Origin of the sequence: Rhodococcus sp. IEGM 1241 (assembly GCF_033142365.1) — a bacterium.
Lineage (GTDB): Bacteria > Actinomycetota > Actinomycetes > Mycobacteriales > Mycobacteriaceae > Rhodococcus_F > Rhodococcus_F erythropolis.
Genome location: NZ_JAWLSE010000001.1, coordinates 1,303,169 through 1,326,791, shown reverse-complemented (window position 1 = coordinate 1,326,791; position 23,623 = coordinate 1,303,169). Strand labels below are relative to the sequence as shown.

The 23,623-nt window shown below is 61.5% G+C and carries 17 protein-coding genes; 7 read left to right on the top strand and 10 right to left on the bottom strand.

What is annotated here, in order from left to right; all coding sequences use genetic code 11:
* Positions 1–33: 33 nt before the first annotated feature.
* From R4P70_RS06380 to R4P70_RS06365, 4 genes are all read right to left on the bottom strand, one after another.
* On the bottom strand, positions 34–2,457 hold the full coding sequence (locus R4P70_RS06380; protein ID WP_021332155.1) for an ATP-dependent Clp protease ATP-binding subunit: 2,424 nt from the start codon (positions 2,455–2,457) through the stop codon (positions 34–36).
* Positions 2,458–2,571: 114 nt separating this feature from the next.
* Entirely contained in the window at positions 2,572–3,087 is a 516-nt protein-coding gene (locus tag R4P70_RS06375; protein WP_019745018.1) for a hypothetical protein, read from the bottom strand.
* Between the two features lie 12 nt (positions 3,088–3,099).
* On the bottom strand, positions 3,100–4,293 hold the full coding sequence (locus R4P70_RS06370) for an MFS transporter (RefSeq protein WP_317830548.1): 1,194 nt from the start codon (positions 4,291–4,293) through the stop codon (positions 3,100–3,102).
* Positions 4,294–4,295: 2 nt separating this feature from the next.
* Positions 4,296–5,198: an NAD(P)-dependent oxidoreductase gene (locus tag R4P70_RS06365; protein WP_019745020.1), complete on the bottom strand. Its 903-nt coding sequence runs from the start codon at positions 5,196–5,198 to the stop codon at positions 4,296–4,298.
* Between the two features lie 102 nt (positions 5,199–5,300).
* Between R4P70_RS06365 and R4P70_RS06360 the strand changes: the two genes are divergently transcribed.
* Complete coding sequence (locus tag R4P70_RS06360; protein ID WP_317830547.1) at positions 5,301–5,885, top strand: CGNR zinc finger domain-containing protein; 585 nt, start codon at positions 5,301–5,303, stop codon at positions 5,883–5,885.
* 12 nt (positions 5,886–5,897) lie between these two features.
* Here R4P70_RS06360 and R4P70_RS06355 read toward each other — a convergent pair whose 3' ends face one another.
* Complete coding sequence (locus R4P70_RS06355; protein ID WP_195790538.1) at positions 5,898–6,527, bottom strand: TMEM175 family protein; 630 nt, start codon at positions 6,525–6,527, stop codon at positions 5,898–5,900.
* Positions 6,528–6,743: 216 nt separating this feature from the next.
* Here R4P70_RS06355 and R4P70_RS06350 point away from each other — a divergent pair, with 216 nt between their 5' ends.
* The 3 genes from R4P70_RS06350 to R4P70_RS06340 all read left to right on the top strand — a co-directional run bounded on the left by R4P70_RS06350 (position 6,744) and on the right by R4P70_RS06340 (position 10,432).
* Entirely contained in the window at positions 6,744–7,994 is a 1,251-nt protein-coding gene (locus R4P70_RS06350) for an MFS transporter (RefSeq protein WP_317830546.1), read from the top strand.
* 16 nt (positions 7,995–8,010) lie between these two features.
* Positions 8,011–9,675, top strand: a complete 1,665-nt coding sequence (locus R4P70_RS06345) for an amidohydrolase (protein ID WP_317830545.1) — start codon at positions 8,011–8,013, stop codon at positions 9,673–9,675.
* Positions 9,676–9,772: 97 nt separating this feature from the next.
* Entirely contained in the window at positions 9,773–10,432 is a 660-nt protein-coding gene (locus tag R4P70_RS06340) for an LppP/LprE family lipoprotein (protein ID WP_317830544.1), read from the top strand.
* Between the two features lie 94 nt (positions 10,433–10,526).
* Here R4P70_RS06340 and R4P70_RS06335 read toward each other — a convergent pair whose 3' ends face one another.
* Positions 10,527–13,982: an indolepyruvate ferredoxin oxidoreductase family protein gene (locus tag R4P70_RS06335; RefSeq protein WP_020970559.1), complete on the bottom strand. Its 3,456-nt coding sequence runs from the start codon at positions 13,980–13,982 to the stop codon at positions 10,527–10,529.
* Between the two features lie 321 nt (positions 13,983–14,303).
* On the opposite strand from R4P70_RS06335, the gene R4P70_RS06330 reads away from it, so the two are divergent.
* Positions 14,304–15,059, top strand: a complete 756-nt coding sequence (locus R4P70_RS06330; RefSeq protein ID WP_019745027.1) for a MerR family transcriptional regulator — start codon at positions 14,304–14,306, stop codon at positions 15,057–15,059.
* Positions 15,060–15,065: 6 nt separating this feature from the next.
* On the opposite strand, the gene R4P70_RS06325 is transcribed toward R4P70_RS06330, so the two are convergent.
* On the bottom strand, positions 15,066–17,585 hold the full coding sequence (locus tag R4P70_RS06325) for a helix-turn-helix transcriptional regulator (RefSeq protein WP_317830543.1): 2,520 nt from the start codon (positions 17,583–17,585) through the stop codon (positions 15,066–15,068).
* 364 nt (positions 17,586–17,949) lie between these two features.
* On the opposite strand from R4P70_RS06325, the gene R4P70_RS06320 reads away from it, so the two are divergent.
* Together R4P70_RS06320 and R4P70_RS06315 are read left to right on the top strand one after the other, a co-directional pair.
* Complete coding sequence (locus tag R4P70_RS06320) at positions 17,950–18,951, top strand: helix-turn-helix domain-containing protein (protein WP_317830740.1); 1,002 nt, start codon at positions 17,950–17,952, stop codon at positions 18,949–18,951.
* Between the two features lie 50 nt (positions 18,952–19,001).
* Complete coding sequence (locus R4P70_RS06315; protein ID WP_317830542.1) at positions 19,002–19,436, top strand: hypothetical protein; 435 nt, start codon at positions 19,002–19,004, stop codon at positions 19,434–19,436.
* Positions 19,437–20,017: 581 nt separating this feature from the next.
* Here the strand turns inward: R4P70_RS06315 and R4P70_RS06310 are convergent.
* The 3 genes from R4P70_RS06310 to sthA all read right to left on the bottom strand — a co-directional run bounded on the left by R4P70_RS06310 (position 20,018) and on the right by sthA (position 23,439).
* The gene (locus R4P70_RS06310; RefSeq protein WP_308371115.1) at positions 20,018–20,884 is read right to left on the bottom strand and encodes a class I SAM-dependent methyltransferase; all 867 of its coding nucleotides are present in this window, start codon (positions 20,882–20,884) and stop codon (positions 20,018–20,020) included.
* Positions 20,885–20,972: 88 nt separating this feature from the next.
* Positions 20,973–21,875: a hypothetical protein gene (locus tag R4P70_RS06305; protein WP_019745033.1), complete on the bottom strand. Its 903-nt coding sequence runs from the start codon at positions 21,873–21,875 to the stop codon at positions 20,973–20,975.
* Positions 21,876–22,026: 151 nt separating this feature from the next.
* Complete coding sequence (sthA, locus tag R4P70_RS06300) at positions 22,027–23,439, bottom strand: Si-specific NAD(P)(+) transhydrogenase (protein ID WP_007733953.1); 1,413 nt, start codon at positions 23,437–23,439, stop codon at positions 22,027–22,029.
* Positions 23,440–23,623: the final 184 nt, after the last annotated feature.

The window sequence follows — 23,623 nt, the reverse complement described above, 5'->3', positions numbered from 1 at the left end:
ACTCCCTAACCGCTCACAGGGGCTGTGCCCCTCCTAGCTGAACACCAACTCACCCTCGTCAACCGCGACGGTGATGCTGCCGCCCTCTTCGAGGAGATCGTCGAGCAGCATGTCGGCGATCTTGTCGTCGACCACACGCTGGATCGAACGTCGCAACGGGCGAGCCCCGAACTCGGGTTGATGCCCGTGCTCGGCAATCCAGTCCACTGCGTCGGCGGTGAACTCGATGTCGATGCCCTTGGACTGCAACCGCTTCCGGCTGTCGTCGAGCAACAGATCAGTGATCCGGTGCAGTTGCTCGGTGTCGAGCTTGCGGAAGATCACTATCTCGTCGATGCGGTTGAGGAACTCCGGCCGCATCGATTCGCGCAACCTGGCCATCACGCGGTCGCGCAGTGGCTTCTCCGCCGACTCTGCATCACCTGTGGTGAAGCCCAGTCCACCGGACTTGCTCGAAATGATGTCCGAGCCGAGATTGCTGGTCATGATCACGACGGTGTTCTTGAAGTCCACCGTTCGACCCTGGCCGTCGGTCAGACGCCCATCGTCGAGCACCTGGAGCAAGGTGTTGAACACGTCCGGGTGTGCCTTTTCGATCTCGTCGAGCAGGATCACCGAGTACGGGTTACGACGCACCTGTTCCGTGAGCTGTCCGGCCTCGCCGTAGCCGACATATCCGGGAGGAGCACCGACCAATCGGCTTACCGTGTGCCTCTCACCGAACTCGCTCATGTCGAAGCGCAGCATCTTGTTCTCGTCACCGAAGAGTGTGGCAGCCAGAGCTTTTGCGAGCTCCGTCTTGCCGACACCGGTAGGTCCGAGGAACAGGAAGCTACCGACGGGACGATCCGGATCGCTCATACCGGTCCGGCTACGACGCACCGCACGCGCGATTGCGCGAACGGCGTCATCTTGCCCGATGACACGACCGTGCAGTTCCTCTTCCAGACGGCGCAGGCGATCTTTCTCTGCTTGAGTCATCTGGCTGGCCGGAATACCCGTGGCACGGGCGACAACCTGGGCAATCTGTTCAGCAGTCACATCCGGAGTTTCCTCGGAAGGAACCGAGGATCCTGCCTTCTCCAGACGCTTTGCGACGCTGTTGATCTCGTCACGCAGGGTCGACGCCTTCTCGTACAATTCATCGGCGACGGCTTTCTCCTTGTCGCTCTCCAGCTGCTCGAGACGTTGCTGCAGAGCAGCGGTGTCTACCGTGGCCGTCTTCAACCGAAGCCTGGCGCCGGCCTGGTCGATCAAGTCGATTGCCTTGTCCGGCAGGAACCTGTCGCCGATGTAACGTGCCGACAGCTCCACCGCAGCGGTGATCGCCTCGTCGGTGTAGTGGACCTTGTGGTGATCCTCGTACCGACTGCGCAGTCCGCTCAAGATGGCGATCGCGTCCTCGATCGACGGCTCTCCGACCTGTACGGGCTGGAAGCGCCGCTCGAGCGCGGGATCCTTCTCGATGTTCTTGCGGTATTCGTCGAGCGTGGTGGCGCCGACGATGTGCAGTTCACCGCGAGCGAGCTTGGGCTTGAGGATGTTTCCGGCATCCATCGCACCTTCGGCGCCGCCTCCGGCACCGGCGATGGTGTGCATCTCGTCGATGAAGACGATCAGCTCGTCCTTGTGTGCGGTGATCTCGTCGATCACCTTGGTCAGCCGTTCCTCGAAGTCTCCGCGGTAGCGAGTACCCGAGACCATGCTCGAGAGTTCGAGCTGGACTATCCTCTTGCCCACCAACGATTCCGGGACATCCCCGTCGACGATGCGCTGGGCGAGACCTTCGACGATGGCAGTCTTGCCGACGCCTGCTTCACCCACCAGGACGGGGTTGTTCTTGGTGCGGCGGGAGAGGATCTCGATGGTCTGTTCGATCTCGTCGGCGCGGCCGATCACCGGATCGACGCCGCCGTTGCGTGCGCGATCGGTGAGATCGACGCCGTACTTGTCGAGCGTCGGTGTGGTGGACTCGTCTTCGACTGGACCGGCTGCAGGATTCTGAACCGCTGCCTGCAGCTTCTCCGGCGTGATGCCGGCCGAAGCGAGCAGACGACCCGGAACATGATCGGGGTCACCAGCCAATGCGATGAAGAGGTGTTCGGGATCGATGTACGTCGATCCCAGGGCTCGGGCCAGTTGATGAGCCTCGAGTAGAGCGGTTTTCACGGCGCTGCTGAGCGCAGGAGCAGAGTAGGCCCCCTGCTCACGGCCTTGTGGCAGCCGCAGATCGACGGCGTCGACCACGGATTTCGGGTCGGCTCCGGCGCGCTGCATGAGCGTGCGGACCGGATCCTGCTCCGCCATGACGCGGAGAACGTGCAGTGCATCGAGATCCGAATCACCGCGAGCAGCCGCTACACGTGCAGCGTCAGCCATGAGTTGCTGGGTGGCCCTGCTCATGAGCCGGGAAATATCGATGCGACCGGGACCCTCGGGCCCGAAGAATGCTGGCATTCCGAAGCCTCCTTGCAGAAAGTTGAGCGTTACTGACTCAATTAACGTGCATGGGGCTCGATCAATTCCCGCGGGCTCAGATTTGTTTCAACACCTTCGGGCCACAGATCGTTCTCAACTACCGAAGGATCCGGTAGATCGACCGACCGGGTACGCCTCGACGTGCATGATCACCGATCCCTCGCAGGGACCACTCGCGATGTCGGTACGCCACGAACCTTTCAGACTGCCATCGGGCTGAGGTGTGTAATACGCCTCGGAGTGCGCCGGTGCCCACACCTTGGGCACGCCTTCCCCCTGGTAGCAATCCCACTCCCAGTCATAGGGGTGCACCCAACTGGTTCCGTCCCAGGTGTATCGCGCAGGCTGCGGCAACGTCGGATTGGCGGGAGCCGGACCGCCGACCACTGTGGCGATACAGACTCCGCTCGAGCAATCCGTCTCGAACGTGTATGTATCGGAGAAATCCGGCTCCCACTGGCTGGCGGCCAGACTTGTGCCCGTCTTGGTCGCGGCGAAACGCTTGAGCGAGTAATCACCGGACCAGTTCGCATCCGCAGCCCCCGCGGGCATCGCTCCGGCGACAAACCACGTAGCAACGAGAGCAACCACCAGCAATGACTTTCGCATGCGTGAAGTGAATCACAAGCTATGTCCGAATTGTCGGATACTTACCAGAAGAACACCGACGACGATCAGCACCAGCGAAACCAACGGCAACGCTCCCGCACCCCTGTCCGCCAAGATCAGCCCGCCCACGACGCCGCCCGCTGCGATCGCCGCATTGAAGATCGTCACGAAAACCGATTGCGCAGTGTCCACAGCGTCGCCCGTCGTGTCGGCGAGCGCAGTCTGAAGGAGAGTGGGAGCGCCTCCGAATGCCACGCCCCATACCGCAACGCTGAGTGCGATCACTGCGAAGCTGTCACCGCCGACGCCCAACGCCGTCAAAGCTGCGGCAAAGACCACCAAGCTCAGCACGGTGAGACTTCGAAGGGCCCGGTCGACAAACACCCCGACCACACCGATGCCCACGAAGGCGAAAAGTCCGAACACGAACAAGACGATTCCCAACCGATCGCCGAAACCGATGCGATCCAGAAACGCCGCCAGATACGTGTACACGATGTTGTGCGCGAAGATCCACAAGAACGCGACAAACAGAATCGGTCGTACGCCCGGCAGGACCAGGACCTTCCGCACCGACAGCTGCCGATCCGCTTGTTGCCCGGGAAAGTCCGGCATCACCGTGAGTATCCACACGACCAGAAGTAGCGCAGCAACCGACATCACGGCGAAGACTACGCGCCAATCGGCCAGGGTCCCGAGCCACGCAGCCATCGGAACGCCGATTGCCAGCGCGATCGGCTGTCCGACGGAGGCAACCGCAACGGCCCGCCCCTGCAGATGAGGGGGCGCCATCCTGCGTGCGTACCCAGCAAGCAACCCCCACACCACACCTGCTGCCATGCCCGCCAGAAACCGAACACCAAAGGCGAGAACAAGATTCGACGACAGCGCTGTCACCAGATTGAAGACACCGAATCCAACAGTCGCCGACACCAGGACAGCACGCCGTCGCAGTCCTCGGGTCAATGCGATCAGTGGTACCGCCCCGACGACCGAGCCCAACGCGTATGCAGTGACCAATTGCCCGGCACCGGAGACAGATACGGACAGTCCTGACCCGATCTGCACCAGTAGTCCGGCCGGCATGGTTTCGGTTGTGATCGCTATGAAGCCTGCCATTGCGACTGCCGACAACCCGGCCAGCGGTAGCGTCCGGACGGAATCGGTCTCCGCCAGTGCCGAAGTCGCAGTCCCGTCCGAGTTCACGCTCACCTCGTCGGTGTTTCGGGACTGCCTTCACCCGACTGGCCGGAACGGACCAGTTCTGCAATCGACGCCCAGTCCATCTCGCCCTGACCGTTCGCCAGAGCCTGAGCGAGCACGCCTCGAAGTACGCCGCCGAACGGCAAATCCAGATCGACGCTGTCGGCGGCGTCGAGCGCAAGCCTCAAATCCTTGAGGCCCAGAGTGGTGGTGAATCCTGCAGGCTCGTACTGACGCGTCGCGACGAGGTTTCCGTAGCTGGAGTAGACCGGCCCCGGGAAGATCGTCGAGGTCAGCAGTTCTACGAGTTGGCTTCCGTCCACACCTGACCTCTCCCCCAATGTGATTGCCTCACCCAAGGATTGAATCGCGGCAAGGATGAGGTAGTTGCCGATGATCTTGACGATGTTGGCCTGCTCCGGACGCTCACCTTGTGGCCACGTGCGAGCCCCGATGACGTCCAGGAAGGGTTGCACTCGCTCGAGGAGGGAACTGTCGCCGCCGGCGATGATGTTCAACTGGCCAGCCTGAGCAACAGAAACGCGTCCGAATACCGGCGCCGCGATGTACCCGATGCCGTACTCGGCGTGCAGTGCGGCGGCGCGCTTGGCAAGGCCGACGCTGACGGTGGCCATGTTGACGTGCACGGTTCCAGTCGGAACGGATGCGAGTACGGCGGGATCCAGAATGGCCGCAGACACGGCCGAATCATCCGCCAACATCGACAGCACAACACCGGACTGGAATGCCTCGGCAACGGTTTTCGCGCCGGTCGCCCCTTCCGCGACCAATTCGGCTACCGCTTCAGGGCTGCGATTCCACACCGTCACGTCGAAGCCTGCACCCATCAGATTTCGAGCGATGGGACGACCCATCGCACCCAAACCGACCACGGAAACAGAAGTCATGGATTTCCCTCTCGAAAATGCTGAACCATCTAAGACGGTTCAACACTCTCACACAGGTACAGTTGCTGTCGAACCGGTTGAGATGGTTCGTTACAAAGGAGGATGAAAGTGAACGAAGCAGGAGTTGATCAATCCGCTCGGGACGTGTTTCGACTCGACAACGACACGCTCGCCTTCCGCTTCACCGCCACCCTCACCAATCGGAACGGCTCGAGGTTCGAACGACTCACGAGCCCGCAGCGACTCGAATTATGGTTACGCGCCAACGATCTGATGGACACCCCAGCAACCGCGACAGAAGACGACCTCCGCGGCGCGCAGGATTTACGTGAGGCCATTCATCGCATCGGAACCGCCGTATGCGAGGACCGCCGCGCCTCACGCGCCGATGTCGGGATCGTCAACACCGCATCCGAACTCGGTGATGCCCACCTCGTCCTCGAGAGTGGCCGGGCCCTCTGGAAATCAGCCGGACACAATCCGATCCGCGACGCTTTGTCGATAGTGGCTGCCGACGCGATCGCGGTGCTCGGTGGACCCGACCACGACCGCGTCAAAGCCTGCCAGGGCGACGGGTGCACCGGCCTCTACGTCGACACCAGCCGCGGCAACAACCGACGCTGGTGCTCGATGAACATCTGCGGAAACAAAGCCAAGAAATCCGCGATGACCGCTCGCGCCGACTAGCTCATCTCACCTTCACCGCGACTCCATTTCGCCGCCACTCCATTTCGCCGCCACTCGGTTCCACAGCTTCTCGATCGGCGTCGACAGCAGGAGAAGAAACAGCGGGAAGTACGACGTCACCGGAACGAGCACACTGACGAGCAGCGCCACCACCATGATCAGGAAAGTGACGATTTCAGCGGTGAAATGCGGCTTCGCATTCTCTTCACTCAACGAAGGGTTGCGAACCAGACCCCACGCGACCACCGCCAGGCACGCAGCACTGGCTGCCATTGTCCCGATGTAGAGAGCCCTGGTTCCGAGATCCTGCGACGGCGCTGCAACGAGCGCAGTCGGGAACGGCAAGAACACGATGGTCATCACCCACAACCCCAGCCCGCGCACAACCACCTTGTCTCCGTCGACCACGAAACGAAGCAGCCGATGCTGCGACCACCAGAGACGGAAGATCACCAGAAAGCTCAGGGCGAACGAATAAAACTGCGCAGCGTGATCGCGCAGGAGTTCCGACGTGGTGCCGTGGTGGTCACTGGTGAGTTCGACCAGCGGCAGGACAAGCAGCGTGATCGCAATGGCGACAATCGCGTCGACGAAAGTGACGTAGCGCTCGAAGTAGCGGGTGCGTTCCGCAATCTCAGCCATTGCGGAAGCATAAGCCTCACAACAAGAAACAGACCGGCGACGCCACTTTGCGGGAGGCGGTATCCCGAAACATACAATTAACGAATCAAATTCGTTATACCCCTTGACCGAGGCAGGGCCCATCCCCATACTTAACGAATCACATTCATTAAGTGACTCGCATCACGCCATCAGGGGTCGGTTCCGCCACCCCCTTCAGGACATGGGGTTGCCCTAGTGCCAATCAACGCTTCTGCGATTACGCAGTCCGACCGGGTTCCACTCACCGCCAACCGCGGTATTGCCGTCTTCAGCATCGGTGTCATGGGATTCATCACCGCGAACCTCATCCCCCTGATGATCGTGGCAATGGTCGAGGACCTCGGTGTCACCGAATCCGCCGCCGGTGCCTTCCTGACCGCATCGCTGCTGGTCTGCGCGTTCACCTGCCTCGCCACCACTCGTATCGCATCGGGTCGGCATCGTCATCTCCTCGGCCGCGTCAGCCTGATGGCAATGGCAGCCGCATTCGGCGTTGCGGCCATCGCACCGTCCACGATGATCGCGTGTACCGCGATCATCGTCGGCGGCATCGGCGCTGGTGGATCTGCATCCGTTGGTGGAGCGGCACTGGCCGCGCTCACGAACCCGGACCGGGCGTCAAGCATCAGCGGCCTCGTGAACCGTGTCGTCGTCACAGCCGTCCTCGCTCTCATACCCATCCTCGGCACACACATGACCAACGCATTCGGCATCGTCGCAGTCCTGGCACTGGCTACCGCAGCAACGGTCACCTGGTTGCCGTCATCCCCGGTGAAAGAGTCGCCGGAGACGGCGAAGTCCGCCAAGACGACCACCACTCTCCCCGCCGGGGTAAGCGCGAAACGACTCACTTTTGCCGGAACCGCATTTCTCGCGATGCTTGCAGTCTGGGCGATCAGCGAAGACTCACTGTGGGCAGTACTCGGCATCATGGGTTCCGAGCACGCCGGACTCTCGGATCAACAAATGAGTCTCGCGCTGAGCGCATCAACGGCGGGTGGCGTGCTCGCGGCTGTTACTTTGACCGCGTTGGGTTCTCGGGTCAGTCGGACAGTATCGATCTCCGTGCTACTGATACTCGGGGCAATCCTGAAGCTGTCTGCCAGCCTCACCACCGATCCCACGATCTACCTGGTACTGGTCATCGCCTGGAACACTGTCTACGCGGCCACGTTCATCGTCTTGGTTGCCATCTCGGCCGCGCTCGACGCCGCCGGCCGATGGTCGGCCCCACTACTGGGCACCTACCTCATCGGCTCCGCGTTCGCGCCGCTGTTCGGCACTTCGGTGACGGCCAGCCTCGGGTATCCGACCTTCGGAGTCATCATCTCCGGGATCAGCTTCGTTCTATTAGTCCCGTTCGCCTTGGTTTCCCGACTCTCCGCACGTACCGAGGGTGCGTATCGTCACCACAGCGCCGCCATCACTACTACCGTCATCGCGTAAGGATCACGTAGAAGTCATGAATGACAGCATCACTCACTACCGCAACGGAAAGATCTTCACGGCTGCCGACGACGGATGGGCCGAATCGATAGTCGTCGAGGACCACAAGCTCAGATTCGTGGGCGAAACCGTCTATGCCGATATCCTGGCTCCCGACGCCGAGGTGATCGATCTCCAAGGCGCCGTCGTGCTACCCGGTTTCGTCGACGCCCATACACATTTGATCATGATGGGATTCGCGCTGCAGAAGTTGGATCTGCGTGATGCCACCGATCTCGCCGACATTCAGTCCAGCATCAAGCAATTCGCGGAATCGAACCCGGACGCACCACGCCTGCTGGGTCGCAGTTGGTTGTTCTCCGCGCTGGATGGAGGGCACCCGACGCGAGAGATGATCGACGCCGTCGTGCCCGATCGCCCGGTGTACCTCGACGCCAACGACGTACATTCGGTCTGGGTGAACACTGCAGCACTGCGAGAACTCGGCATCGACGCGCACACGCCCGATCCGATCGGCGGTCGTATCGGCCGGGATCCGGACACCGGAGAAGCCACCGGAATGCTGTACGAGACCGCCATGATGCTCTACGTCTGGCCGAAACTGGCGGAGCTCGCATCCGACGAGGACCGGGACGCCGCCCTCGCGCTCGCGTTCCGCCACTATCTCGAGGACGGCGTGACCGGCGCGGTCGACATGGCTCTCGGCGCGGACGAATTAGCTTCGCTGGAAAGAGCATTGGATGCAGGAGACGGCACATTGCCGCTGCGCGTCGCGGCTCACTGGCTGATGACCCGCGAGGACAACGAGGCCGACAACGTCCGACAAGTTCACGACGTGATCGAACTCCACGAGCGCGTCCAAGGTCCGTGGCTCCGTATCGCCGGAATCAAGATCATCATCGACGGTGTGATCGACAGCTGCACTGCCGCAATGAAAGAGCCGTACTCTGACGGCACCAACGCCGAGCCCATCTGGGATCTCGAGTCCTTGATCCCCGTCGTGACAGCCGCTGACGCCGCAGGCCTGCAGATCGCGATGCACGCGATCGGCGACGAGGCGTCGGAGATCGGATTGACGGCACTCGAGTACGCGATCGCCGCCAACGGAGACATTCCCCGCAGGCACCGAATGGAACACTTGGAGTCCATCACCCGGGACAACGTCGAAAGGCTTGCCCGCCTGGGAATCATCGCCTCGATGCAACCGGTTCACGCTGACCCTGCTATCCAAGAGAACTGGCAGGCGATGCTCGGCGACTACCGGGTGAATCGCGCGTACCCCTGGCCCGAATTCACCGAGGCCGGAGCGGTTCTGGCGTTGGGTTCGGACGCTCCGACGGCGCCCCACCCGCCGCTGCCGAACATGTTCATCGCCACCACCCGTCGATCCGCAATCGATCCGTCACTGGCACCCAACCTGCCGGGGTACGCGCTCCCCCTCGCGGACGCGCTGGCTCACGCAACCCGCGACGCTGCCTACTCGTGCCGGTGGGAAGATGTGACCGGCCAACTGGTTCGGGGAAAAGCAGCCGATTTTGTCGTACTGAAACAAGATCCGTTCACCGAAGGGGTCGATTCTCTCCTGACCACGGAAATCGCGATGACCGTGGTTGCCGGATCCGTGCGATACGACTCCGCTCGAGCCACAAACACCGAAGCCGTCAACACCGAAGCCCGATAGCTGATCGTTATCAGTTGTTCGATAACGCACGCATGCGGCCCGGCGACAGAACGAGGGAGGGACTTGAACACGTGAACCCACACTCTCTGGAGGACGCATGCGCAGGAAAGCTCCGATTTCGGCCGCCGTCGCTGTCTCGGCACTGGTGACGGCCACTGCCCTGACGGTCGCCGGTTGCGGGTCGACCGAAGGAACACCCGAGGCGGCGGCGAGTTCAACAGCGTCAAGCTCAACGGCGTCGGCGACCTCGACGGCAAACGAATCCGGGACGACGGTAACGAGTTCTCCCCCGCCGCAATCGGGCACCCCAGCAAGCGAATCCGTGCCGGCGACGACGCCTGCAGTCCCGGCTTCAGGTCCCTGTGTCGACGTCGACTCCCCGGTCGTCACGGACGCAATCGGCACCTTGGGAACCGACGTCAACGGCGGCAGCTGGATACCGAGATCCGCGAGCGAGGAGCAGATCGGTAATTGTCCTGACCTGCTCTGGGTTTCGGTCGACGGTGACGGCGTGGGCGATGCGACGTATCAGTCACACGTCCTGTTCTTCCACGACGGGACTTACCTGGGCACGGCTACCAGCAAGCCGTACTCGTACACACACGTCATCGACAGCAACAGGAATTCGGTGTCCGTCCAATACCGATGGTTGCTCGACGACGACGCATTCTGCTGCCCTCAAGGCGGACCGAATATCGTGAATTTCACGTGGAACGGCAGCGCTGTGGTCGCCGACGGCCAGTTCCCGCCCTCCTGAACCCGTTTCCGTACGATACAGCTCTGAATACAACTGTGCCCCAGCGACAACGGTCGCTGGGGCACAGTCTTCTTCGATCTACTCGCTGACGCTCCTACTCACCGACACCGAGTTCGCGCAGGCGAGTCTTGTACAGCTCGATGTTGCCGAGCTTGATGTCCTCGTAGCCGCGAACCACGTCCGGCAGCGCCGCGATCTCGACGGCGCGATCGTATCCGTCGGTTGCGAGCGTACGAGAGAGATCAGCGATCATGGCCTCGTACTCGGCGAGCAGTTCACGCTCGACCTTGCGGACGTGCATGTAGCCGAAGGGATCGAGCTTGGTACCGCGCAGCTTCTTGCCCTTGGCCAGAACCTTCAGTGCAACATGCGACTTGGGCCCGAGGCCGATCTTCTTCTTGCGGCCCATCACTCGGAGGATCGGGGGGTGGAGCTTGTAGGTCAGGTTCTCCCCGGCCGGCACCTGCGACTTGACGTCTTCGATGAAGGCAGGATCGACCAGCATGCGAGCAACTTCGTACTCGTCCTTGTACGCGGTGAACTTGAACAGGCCGCGGGCGACCGCTTCACTGAAATCGGTCCGCTCGGTTGCGGCACGTTCAGCAGTCCAGACTGCCTGAACCTGATCGATGTAGCGCTGGGCGATCTTGACGGACTGGAACTCGATGAGCTGTGCCGCACGCAGTTCGACCAGTCGCAGGGTTTCACCGGTGAAGGTGGTTCCGGCGAACATGTGAGCCGGTGCGACAACGGGTTCGCGGACGGACTTGGCCGGCGTGGTGACGGCCGAGAACGCTGCAGTGTCGGCAATTGCTGCACGGCCCCAACGGAATGCCGCGATGTTCGCGTCCACGGCAACGCCGTTGATGCCGATCGCTTCTTCGATGGCCTCGGCCGGCAGACGAAGTCCACCGCTCTGGTAGGCAGCACCGATCAGCAGGAAGTTGGCGGCTGCGGTGTTACCGAACAACTCCTGTGCCGCGGCGAGTGCGTCGAACGAGCGCAGGGTGCGCGACACCTTGTCGAGACGGGCGAGGAGTGACGTCTCCTCGGGGTAGCGAACAGCCTTGTCGTAGACCATGTCTCCGGTCGGCGTCTGCGACGTCGATGCGATGGAGACCGTCTTCTCGGCGTTGCCGTAGTCGAGGTTCTTGTTGTCCGTCGCGGTCAGCAGGTCGAAGGCGACGATGCAATCCGCGCTGCCCGGGGTGAGGCGGTTGGACGGCTCGAGCGCGCTGGAGCTGAAACGCAAGTGCGAGACAACCGGTCCGGCCTTCTGGCTCAGGCCGATCTGGTCAAGGCTCTCCACCTCGAGGCCGGCGCGCAGTGCCGCCGTTGCGAGCACCTGGTTGACGGTCACGATACCGGTGCCGCCGATGCCCGCGAGGAACACGTTCTGCGTGCTGGTGAGCGGTCCGAAATCGGGATCTGCGACGACGGGCGGGACGGGACGTGCGGCCTTGGGAGCCTTCTTGCCCGGCACCAGTTCGACGGTCACGAATGAGGGGCAATCGCCGTCCATGCAGGTGTAGTCCGTGTTGCAGGACGTCTGGTCGATCTTCGTCTTGCGACCGTACTCGGTGTCCACAGGCTGGACCGAGAGGCAGTTCGACTTCACACCGCAGTCACCGCAGCCCTCGCACACTGCCTCGTTGATGACGACGCGAGTGTTGCGAGTGGGCAGCGTGCCACGCTTGCGCTGGCGACGAGCGTCGGCCGCACAGTGCTGGTCGTAGATCAGTACGGTGACGCCCTTGATCTCGCGAAGCTCCTTCTGAGCCTCGTCGAGGCGATCGCGGTGCCAGAGCTTGGTGCCCTTGGCCAGGGCGCGCTTGTTGTGGCGCGAAGGCTCGTCGGCGCAGATGATGATCTGCTTGACGCCCTCGGTGGTCAGCTTGTGGCTGAGTTGAGCAACGGAGAGGGCACCTTCTGCGTCCTGTGCACCGGTCATCGCCACTACTTCGTTGTAGAGCAACTTGTAGGTGATGTTCACGCCTGCGGCGATGCATGCCTGGACAGCCAACTGACCGGAGTGGAAGAAGGTGCCGTCGCCGATGTTCTGGAACAGGTGAGGCACGTCGGTGAACGGTGCCTGCCCGATCCACTGGCTGCCCTCGCCGCCCATCTGCGTCAGGCCGGTGACAGCGCTGTCCTCACGGCCGGACATGGTGACGAGTGTGTGGCAACCGATTCCGCCGCCGCCGATTGAACCCTCGGGGATAGCGGTGGAACGGTTGTGGGGGCACCCACTGCAGAAGTACGCGGTTCGCTTGGCGGAGAGCACGTTCAGTGACAGCGGTGCCGGGAGGGTGCGCTTGAGCTCGACGTGCGGCTTCAGTACGCGCCGCAACGGGGCGAGCAGCCGGCCTGCGGTCAGTTCACCACTGGCAGGCATGAGCAGACGGCCCTGGCCGTCACGCTTGCCGATGATGCGAGGAGCATCGTCGGTGCCGTACAGGACTTCCCGGATCTGAGCTTCGATGAACGCGGTCTTGTCCTCGACCACGACGATCTGCTCGAGACCTTCGGCGAACTCCCTGATCTTCTCGCCCACGACGGGGTAGCACATTCCGATGCGAAGGAGACGGATCCCGGCGCGGTGCAGCGCCGCATCATCGACGCCGAGGTCTGCCAGAGCTTGGCGGACGGAGTCGAAAGTTGTACCGGTGGCGGCGATACCGATCTTCGCACCGGAGGGGTTGACCTCGATCACATCGAGGTTGTTGGCAGTTCCGTACGCGTGAACAAGATCCCATCGCGGGCCGTACAGATCGGCCTCGGCGATGACACTGTCCGGCGGCGCAGCCATCTGACGCTGCTTGTAGACGAAGGGCTTGCCCTCGAACTGCACTTCCGGAACCACGATGTCGAAGTCCGCGATGCTGCCGTCGATCGTCCAGGCACCGTCGGCGACGTCGGCGACGATCTTCAGCGCTACTACGCAACCGGACACCCGCGAGAGTGCAACGGCGTGCATACCCATCGTGATGATCTCTTCGGCATTGCGCGGAAAGAGAACCGGCACACCCATCGCGGCAAGCGAGCGCTCGCTGACGGCCGGAACCGTGGAGGACTTCGACGCCGGGTCGTCGCCCACCAGCAGGACGACGCCGCCCTTGGGGTTCACGCCGTACATGTTGGCGTGGCGAATGGTGTCGGTAGCGCGGTCGACGCCGGGGCCCTTGCCGTACCAGACGCCGGTCACGCCGTCGTGGGTCGCGGTTCCGGCCGGGAGATCCGTCTGGCTTCCCCATACCGCGGTGGCAGCGAGCTCCTCGTTGAAGCCGGGGATGAAGGTGATGTCGTGTTCCGCGAGAACCTTGGGCATGCCGTGGAGCATCTTGTCGACGCCGCCGAGGGGGCTGCCCTGGTAACCGGAGACAAAAGTGGCAATACGCTTACCCGCCCGGATGTCGCGAACGTGCTGCTCGACGAAACCGCGTGCGATTGCCTGAACACCGGTCAGCAACACCGGTCCCGATCCCGACCGGTACCGATCATCGAGGTCATAGGGCTTGGCCTGGGCTACGCCCGACACCAGTTCAGTCATCGTGGACCACCGTTCCGTCTGCAGTGCATTTCAACTACCGTGCATTTTCAACAACCGCGTAACTCGATCTGTTCAGATGATCGTGGTCGAGGTATGTGAAAGCGTCAACAGAGGCTTGTTCAACTATTCAAATTGGCAATTTGTGAGCCAAATCACGTGACCTAGGTCATCGAATCAATCAGTTGGAGACCCGTTCGTGGCGATACGGCGAAACGGACATAAAACGTTCCCGACAATGCACACCGAGAACTTTCTTGACATTGACGCAACGTCAACTTGCATGCTGAATGAGCACAACCGATCCGAGAGTAGGAACTCCACGTGAGCGAATGGTCCATCCAAGAACTCGCCAAATCCGCCGGTACCACCAGCAGAACGCTGCGCCATTACGGCGATCTCGGACTCCTGGAACCAAGCCGCATCGGCGCCAACGGCTACCGCTTCTACGACGAAGACGCCCTGGTGCGACTGCAACGCATCCTGCTGCTTCGGGAACTCGGACTCGGATTGCCGGCCATCGCCGAAGTCCTCACCGGTGAACGCGACACGGCCGCCGCGCTGCGTACGCACCTCGAACTCCTCGAGCAAGAGCGCACGCGGATCTCGAGACAGATCGAATCGGTCAACAGGACGTTGAACAAGACGAAGAAAGGTGAATCACTCATGCCGGAAGATGTTTTCGACGGGTTCGACCACACCCGATACAAGGACGAGGTCATCGAGCGTTGGGGCAAGGACGCCTATACCAGCGGCGACAACTGGTGGCGGTCGATGTCCGAGCAGGACCGGAAAGCACATCTGCAAGCTCAAGCTGACATCGCAGCGGCATTCGGAAAAGCACTGACAGCGGGCCTACCCGCGGAAAGCGACGACGTCCAGACGATTACCCAGAGACAGTTCGAGTGGATAAAAATCGGTTGGCAGGGAAGGACTCCCAGCGCCGACGCCTTCACCGGACTCGGCCAGATGTACGTCGACGATCCCCGCTTCACTGCAAACTACGACAAGTACGGAGAAGGCACCGCTTCGCTGGTCCGTGACGCGATGAAGATCTACTCCGAGCGCAATTTGCACTGACGTCGATCAGTCCTGCCCACTGCCGAGGAGGTTGTGTCGGTGCGCTGCCGCGACGGCCTCTTCGCGGGAATGCGCACCGAGTTTGCGATACAGGGCTCGCAGGTGACTCTTCAATGTGTTGTTGGATACGAACAACTTTCGCGCTATCTCGCCGATCGGAATGCCGAGACCCAGTTCCACGAGAACGTCCATCTCCCGCTTCGTCAATTGGACTTGAACGATAGCCGCCGGATACATCTGCGGCACTTCGGATTCGAGAAAGGTTGCGACGGCACTGCTCGGGCCCTCGGCCCGCTCTTCCAGTTGCCTGATCAGATCACGCGGTATGGTCGCCAGCGCCGACAGGACACCTGAGGTTTCGAGCAGTCCGCGAGCCTCCTCCCACGGACTGGCGGCAGCGGGGATTCTCCCCAGTTCGCACAGCGCAGCGCATTCGATCAGCAGGGACTCGAGCCGAAACCTCGTGAGATACTGCTCGCTCCAGTCGATTTCGCGACACAATTCCAATGCCTGTGACGGAGCCCCCGTCAGGAGATGCGCACGAGCGACAGAAACCGTGACAACAGCAAACGTATGTGACGCAGCGACTGATTCCTCCAGCGCCTTGGTACCCTCCCCGGACGCCAACAGAAGATCGATACGCGCCGCGGCGAGAAGTGCGTCACCGAGTGATCGTTCACACGGATTCACGTGCCCGTGCGTTGCCACTGCGCGCTGGAGCGAAATCAGCCCCGAGAACGGATCCGATTGCAGCAGTGCGAATCTGGTGTAAGTGTAGGCCGCGAACGCCCACAGGTCGCCCGGCGGTGTGATCTCGGCGAGCGCGTCCATCGCGGCAGCGCCGGCATTCAGGTCCACGCGATCGCACGCCACCAGTGCCCGCGCGATCGCTCCCCCCATATGCGAGGGCGGTCCCAACCATCCCGAAACGTCCGGGTGTGTGCTTTCGAGGTGAAGCCAGTCTGTCGCGTGCGCGACGTCCCCGATCAGCGCGGAGTTGAGCGCGGCATTGCCAGCGGCGTGCCGCAGGACGAACTCCGGACCGTGTTCCATCGCACCCTGATAGGCGAGTCGCAATTCCACCGCGGCATCACCGAGGTCACCGGTCAGTTGATGCGAAACACCCCAGATCAGGCGCAGGGCGGGCAGTTGAGACCCCAACGCGCCCAACGACTCGTCACCGAGTCCGTACACGACGTGAGCCAACTTGCGCGTGATCTCGGTAGAGCGTTGGTACTTACCGGATGTTCTCAGCACAACCGATTGGACCGTCCCGACGTTCAACAAGCTGTGCGCATGCGAACTACCACCTATCGCACGCAATTCCGCCGGTTCCGTCGGCAACGAATCGCCGTTGACCAACTGCGGCCGTAGGCGTGATTCGAGCAGGTCACGGCCCACCAGAATCGAAGAGTTCGAACTGAGTACGTCGCCGGGTATGGATTGCAACGCAGTCCGGACCAATCCGGTGTGATCGACCAGAAGATCGGCCCAGTGACGCTCGAGTATGTCGAGCACCCTGGTCCAATGGCGTCCGTCCAAGGCGTAGTGAACGGCACCGGCTATATCCGAAGTCCCGAGAGCGTGATCGACGAGAACCTGGAAGGGATCGTCGAATCCATCCCCTTGTTCGGTCCGTATCTGCATGAATGCCAGTCGAACTGACGGCGCAAAGTACCAGGATGCTTCTCCCTCGGGACCGTCCCGAAAGATCAGACCGAAAGACTCGAGCAAGTCCAGTTTGCCCTCCACGTCAAGATCGTCGGACAAGACACGAGCGATCTCTGGTGTGACGGTGCGGGCGGCGGCGATCGTAGTCGCGAAGTCGAACAACTCGAGCGACTTGCCCGATCGAGGAGCGGTCCGACTGACGTACGCGTGGATCGCTTGGTCCACTCGCTGCTGAACGCGTTCGCGCCCACGACTCGGTTCACTCAGCCCCGCAACCGCACTCAGAGCAACCTTCATCAGCACAGGAACGCCGGCAACACGCTCGCAGATCGAATGGACGATGCCCGAGGGAAGGTGGATCCCTGCCTCCGCGAACAGAACTGTGGACTCGTCGAGCGTGTACCTGAGGTCGTTCGCGCACAGGTACTCGTCCACGCGGACGTCCTCGAGTAAGTCCGTTGCAGACCGATCCTGCAGCGTGACGATTACTTTCAATCCGGGAAGCCGCACGATCAGATCCACGATTCGGCGTCCCACCTCGTCACCCTCAACGAGGTCGATGCGGTTGAACACCAACACGAATGGAGTGGGCGACGAGTCGAGTAGTGATTCGATTGCCCCCACCGGATCCTCGCGCATTCGTGGCGGGGCCTCGAGTGATTCCAGAGAATCTTGAATCACTGCGAGCGCAGTGTTCCAGTACTCGAGGGGGGTCATCCGATTCGATGGCGCCGGCACCCAGACAACTGGTCTGATGGGCATGTGCCCGAGAGTCGTGAGCCACAACGCGGCGAGGTCCGTCTTCCCGAACCCACGCGGCGAATCGATGACCGTCAATCCCGCCGAGCGTTCCATCAACCCGAGCAGACGAGGACGAATCGCCGTGGCTCCACGCCCGGCGAGCCGTCTTTGCAGCGTGCCCCTTCCTCGAGGATTTCGCTTTGCTCGAGATAGCTGCGACCGATTCGAAGTGGATGTCATGATGGCCGACAAACGAGCAGTCGATCCCCGCCGAACTCGAGATTTCGTTCGAGCATCGAACTCCCAACCTGTCCACCCATAACGAACAACATAGACAGAATCACCGCGACACGCGAGCACTGGCCGTCTCACAAATACGCCCGATTTGTCTCATTATGTGGGCTCGGTCACTATTGACATTTATTTGCGGGAGAGTGACTGCGACCTGCGGGATCTGACATATCATGCCCGCGTGCCGATGAATTCCGCCCGCATTCGCGTGTCGACTCGATCGGTGGACCCTGCGGACGCCAACGACTTCTGGCGTGTCGTCACGCGTCCGTTCTTCGTCACCGAGCCGATAGGCGCCGACACGCCCCTCCAAGGCTCGATCTTCGCCCTGCCTATCGGGACCTCGCTGATCGGTGAAACGACCTTCAACGCGCAGAAGTACCACCGCAGCAAAGTTGTGATCGCCGAGAGCGGACTCGACGATCAGTACATGATCCAGGTCGTTCTCGGCGGACAGGTCAGTGGTGACGCCGACGGAGTGGATTTTGTCGCCCGCCCTGGGGACATCGCGTTCTTCGACCTCGGGCGAACCTGGACTGCTGACGTCGAAACCGAGGCGACCGGACGCACCATCACACTCCTGGCACCGCGCTCCCTCGTCGAAGCGGAGTCGAAGGGTCGTTCTCTACACGGGACGGTACTGCGCGGAGTTCCTGCCGTCGTGCTCGCTCAGTGCATGCAATCGGTCGTACTCGCGCTACCGCATCTCGATCCCGATGCTACGGCCGGCTACGAGGACGTCGTCGCTTCCCTCCTTCGTGTCAGTTTGGGTATCGCCGAACCTGATCTGTCGCCGCGGCCCGATCACTCTCTCCGCGATCGTGCGTACGCCTACATCGCCGAGCATCTCTCGGAGACCTGGCTCGGCCCGACGAGCATGTGCGCAGCATTGTCGGTCTCCCGAGCACAGCTCTACCGCGCATTCGCATCCGACGGCGGAATTGCTCTTGTCATACGGCGCAAGCGCCTCGAACTCGTCTACCGCGAGTTGACCAGAGCCGAGATGTCGAACGAAACGACCGACGCGTTGGCCCTGCGATGTGGCTTCACCTCGAAATCCCAATTGGCGCGCGCGTTCAAAGACTTCTACGGGATGACTCCGAGCCAAGCTCGTACCGATGGCAGGCGCACGATCGGGGACCCGTCGATCGCACGGCTGCACCGTCGACTCGAGTTCTTCAGCCCCTGAATCCGAAATACTCCACAGCCTCGGGATCGCGCCTGTGTTCTAGTTGTTCCATGAGCTGGGTCGACAAGGAACTGAGTCTGGCTGCACTCACAGGCGCGGTCACAGGTGTCGCCGTGATGATCCCGATAGTCGGCGATGGAGCCTGGTCCTGGGTAGGACTGTTCATACCCGCTTTCATCGGAGCGCTGGTCGGGCTGATTGTTGGCTCGAGCGCTGTTGCAGGCGGGCGCTGCGCCCTGAGAACAAGCCACACATGGCCGGCGCGCACAGTCTGCTGCTGGAAGCATCGGTTCGCTGCGTGCTCGGCCTTGGCGGTGACATTGTTGGTAATCGGAGTGTTCATGGCGGCCGTCACCGCTTCAGGTGCCCCGGTGCGAGATGCCGCAGGGTTCCCGACGTCCTTGATCGTACTGGCGGTCATCGCCGCAGTTACGTACGTGTTCTCCTACCTGCTCGCCCCCGCCCAGGCCTCCCAGACCCCGTAAGAACCTCTGCTTCATCACGATTCGGCCTCCGAACCGCGGTGGAGATCAATAACTCCTTGCCAGGCAGCGAGCTCAGATCACTTCAGCTGGAAATGAACCGGAGAACAAACTGCTCGATGCCTTCCGAAATGACTTTGGTCAGCGCAGTGAAGTCGTTCGACCAACGTTGAATATCCAAGCTGCTCATTACTTTCCTCCGGTCTACGACCCGGTGCCTCTGACCGCACAACGTATGCGAGGCATCGGTCGTGCATTAGAACTATCTGCGAAAATGCGGTTTCCGTTACCGCTGGACCGACCGAACAGCGACGCAAGTTCACTCGAACCTGATATTGCAAATTCGTCGAACGGTTGCAACAACGCCGAGCAGAGTTCGAGCGAAAAGCACTATCCACCAAAAGTATTAGCTTGAAAGAACTACGATTCACTCGATCCCTGGACACACGACACTCGACGCGCCGACTTGCGATAGGGGCGAGTTGGCAGGCAACAACCGGGACAAAGCCATCCGACGATCATGCACGAAATACGGCCACGCCACTCCAGGAATTATTCGAAGTCTCCCAAGGGATCGGCTCTGCTCACTCACTTCGCTGATTTCGCCTGGCGACGATGGCGAAGTTCAAAGGGATCCGCGGAGAGTGGCTCGGCAGAGTCCATCCGTTGGCGCATGGAACGAGTTCGGGGAAGGCCGGCCAGTCCATGTAGGGAAGTTCCGAAACTGATTCGATATGAAGACCCACATCCAGCAAGGAACCAATGACCTCGCCTAAGTCGTGGCGCCATTCGTGGTTGGCGGTGTGCGCTATCTGTCCGTCGGAGTTCCCGGTATAGGTCGCCGAGTCTTCGTACGATCGCATGCCGCCTCCGGAGAGGTAGTCGTCGGTGATCATCCACGGCTCGAATGCCATTGCGCCGAGGATCGGATGATCGTCCCGGATCTGAAACACCCCACCCGGCTCGAGGAGGTCGTGGATCGACTGGGCCCAGTGGGCGAGTTCCGGCAACCAGACGATTGTCCCGGCGCTGGTGACGATCGTGTCGAAACGTCGGTCGATCAGCGTCGAGGCGAATCGCGCATCACCTTCCACCCAGGTGATCTCGCGGTCGTCGGCCTTCGCGATACGCGCTGCGTGGCGCAGAGAGTTGGGCGAAAGATCGAGCCCGTGCACCTCCACCGCACCAAGGCGCGCCCAGGAAATGGTGTCGATACCAATGTGACACTGCAAGTGCAGGAGCGAGCGATCCCGCACTCCCGACGCCGGCAGATGCGTAGACAGACTCGACAGATCGTTCTGCACGACTCTGGAAATGGCCGCTCTGTCGGCGAGAAACCCTCCGACGTCATACATTTCGGAGCGCACATGCACCTCGGCGCGATCGTCCCAATTCGACCGGTTGCCGGCGATGGCTTCTGCCTCGTGCTTCGCTTGGCCCTCGTGCACCATTGACCCTCCGCCATCGACTTGAAGTGTCTTTTTAACACGTCTGTGGTCGTGTTCGCGTTCCAGTTTTCGATGGGCTGTGGTTTTCGAATCAGACGGTCACTTCTTCGGCAGGTTTCCCCTCGTGGCTCGCCGCGCCGAAGACGGCCACGGCGACGGCGCCCGCGATCGCTCCGACGAATCCGACGATGGCAAGCCATTCCAGGCCCGGTCGCGACGCGTCGCCGAGCACCACGACGCCGACGATTCCCGGAACGACCGTCTCGCCGACAACCAGTGCCGCTGTCGCTCCGTTGACGGATCCCAGTTGCAACGCCACCGTGTGCAGATAGAAACCACCCAGGCCCGAGACGAGGATTGCCCAGCCGGCCGGATCGCGGAGCATCGTGCCGATTTCGAACGGATCGATTCCGTAGACCACGCGTACGGCAATGGCCAGACAGCCGAACAACACACCGGAGATCAACCCGGCGACAACTGCTGCGCGTGAGCCCAACCATCGGATCAAACCGATACCGATCGACAAGATCAACGCCGAGCCCACCAGGACACCCCAGTGGACGACGTCGTTGGAACTCCCGCCGCCCGCGTGACCCGAAGACAAACCGAGCAGCAGGAGCGATCCGATCACCGCGGCGATCGCGAACCAGTCGCGACGATGCAACTGGATGCCCAGGACCACGGTCCCCAGCACTGCCGTGATGACGAGATTGGCACTGACCACTGTCTGCGACAAGAACAGTGGAATGAGCCGCGCGGAGATGGCACTACCGGCGAATCCGACCGCATCGAGCACGGTGCCCAGGATGAACGACGCCGTCAGCGCTGCGGCGAACGTCGAACGCAAGGTCGGGCCACCCGTCGCCGTCACGTGTCCGGCCTCGCCTCGCTGCTCGGCGGCCGCTGCCGACTTGCGCGCGCCGTACGCCTGCAACACCGACGCCACGCCGTATCCGACGCACGCCACGATCGCGGCAATCAGTCCGATCAGCATCGAAATTCCACACGAAGTTCATGGGCAATGGTCATAGAGATAGACCCTGCCCTATTTTCCCAGGCCTGACATCACCCTCAGGTATTCGAACAAGTGCTACCCGAGAAGTACACCGACCGACCCTGACCGGTACCTGGGGACACCCCGCCCCCTAGTGGAATTGCTTGAGAGCCCTGATCTTGTTCATGACGTCGAGCGCCGCCACCTTGTACGCCTCGGACAGTGTCGGATAGTTGAAGACGGCGTCGACAAGGTATTCGACGGTCCCGCCGCACCCCATCACCGCTTGGCCGATATGCACGAGATCCGTTGCACCCGAGCCGAAGATATGAACGCCGAGCAGTTTCAGGTCATCCGTCGACACCAGGATCTTGAGCATCCCGTAGGTGTCGCCTGCGATCTGCCCGCGCGCGAGTTCACGGTATCGGGAAACCCCGACCTCGTACGGCACCGATTCCTTGGTCAGATCGACCTCGGTGGCGCCTACGTACGACACCTCGGGAATCGAGTAGATGCCGATCGGCTGCAGATCCATCAGCTTCGCGCCTGGTTCGTCGAAGGCGTGGTAGGCCGCGAGTCGACCTTGATCCATCGACGTCGCCGCCAACGCCGGGAAGCCGATGACGTCACCGACGGCGTAGATGTGTTCGACCTTGGTGCGGAAATTGTCGTCGACGTAGATGCGGCCACGTTCGTCGGCTTCGAGCCCGGCGTTCTCCAGCGCGAGTGGCGCTGTGAGGCCTTGCCGTCCCGCCGAGTACATCACGGTCTCGGCGGGAATCTGCTTGCCGCTGCGCAGCGTCGTAAGTGTTCCGTTCGCTCCGACGTCGACGGCCGTCACTTCTTCACCGAATCGGAAAGTGACCGCCAGATCGCGTAAATGGAACCGAAGCGATTCGATGACCTCGGGGTCACAGAAGTCCAGCATCGACGTTCTCTTCTCGACGACGGTGACCTTGGTGCCGAGTGCCGCGAACATCGACGCGTACTCGATACCGATCACTCCCGCGCCCACCACGACCATGGTGGTCGGGATGGAGGTCAGATCGAGGATTCCGTCGGAGTCGAGCACCCGGTGACTGTCGAAGGACACCCCCGCCGGGCGGGCAGGCAACGTTCCGGTCGCGATCACAACGAATTTCGCCGTGATCGTCATCTTGTCTCCGCGCGAGGCGTCCTCGACAAGGATGGTGTGCTCGTCGACGAACGAGCCGACCCCTACCAACAATTCGACGCGGTTGCGCAGGAGCTGAGATCGCACGACTTCGATTTCTTTGGTGATGACATGCTGAGTTCGCGCCAGCAGGTCGGCCGGAGTGATGTTCTCCTTGACGCGGTAACTCGCGCCGTACAGTTCGCGTTGGTTCATCCCGGTGAGGTAGAGAACCGCCTCGCGCAACGTCTTCGACGGAATGGTGCCGGTGTTGACGCACACTCCCCCGAGCATGTTGCCCTTCTCGACCATCGCTACCCGTTTACCCAGCTTGGCCGCCGCGATGGCAGCCTTCTGACCACCCGGGCCGGAGCCGATCACAACCAGGTCGTATTCCATCGGATCAGTCATCGCTTACAAATACCGTCTGCATACGACCGGCAGATGCCGAGCATGTCAATACTCGGTGAACAATCCGCGCGCCGAACGGGCACGACGGCTGTACACGAACCCTGTTGCAATTAAAAGAGATACAGTCAAACCCTTACGAAAATTGCTACACACAAACATATTCCGACATTCGCATGCGCACATT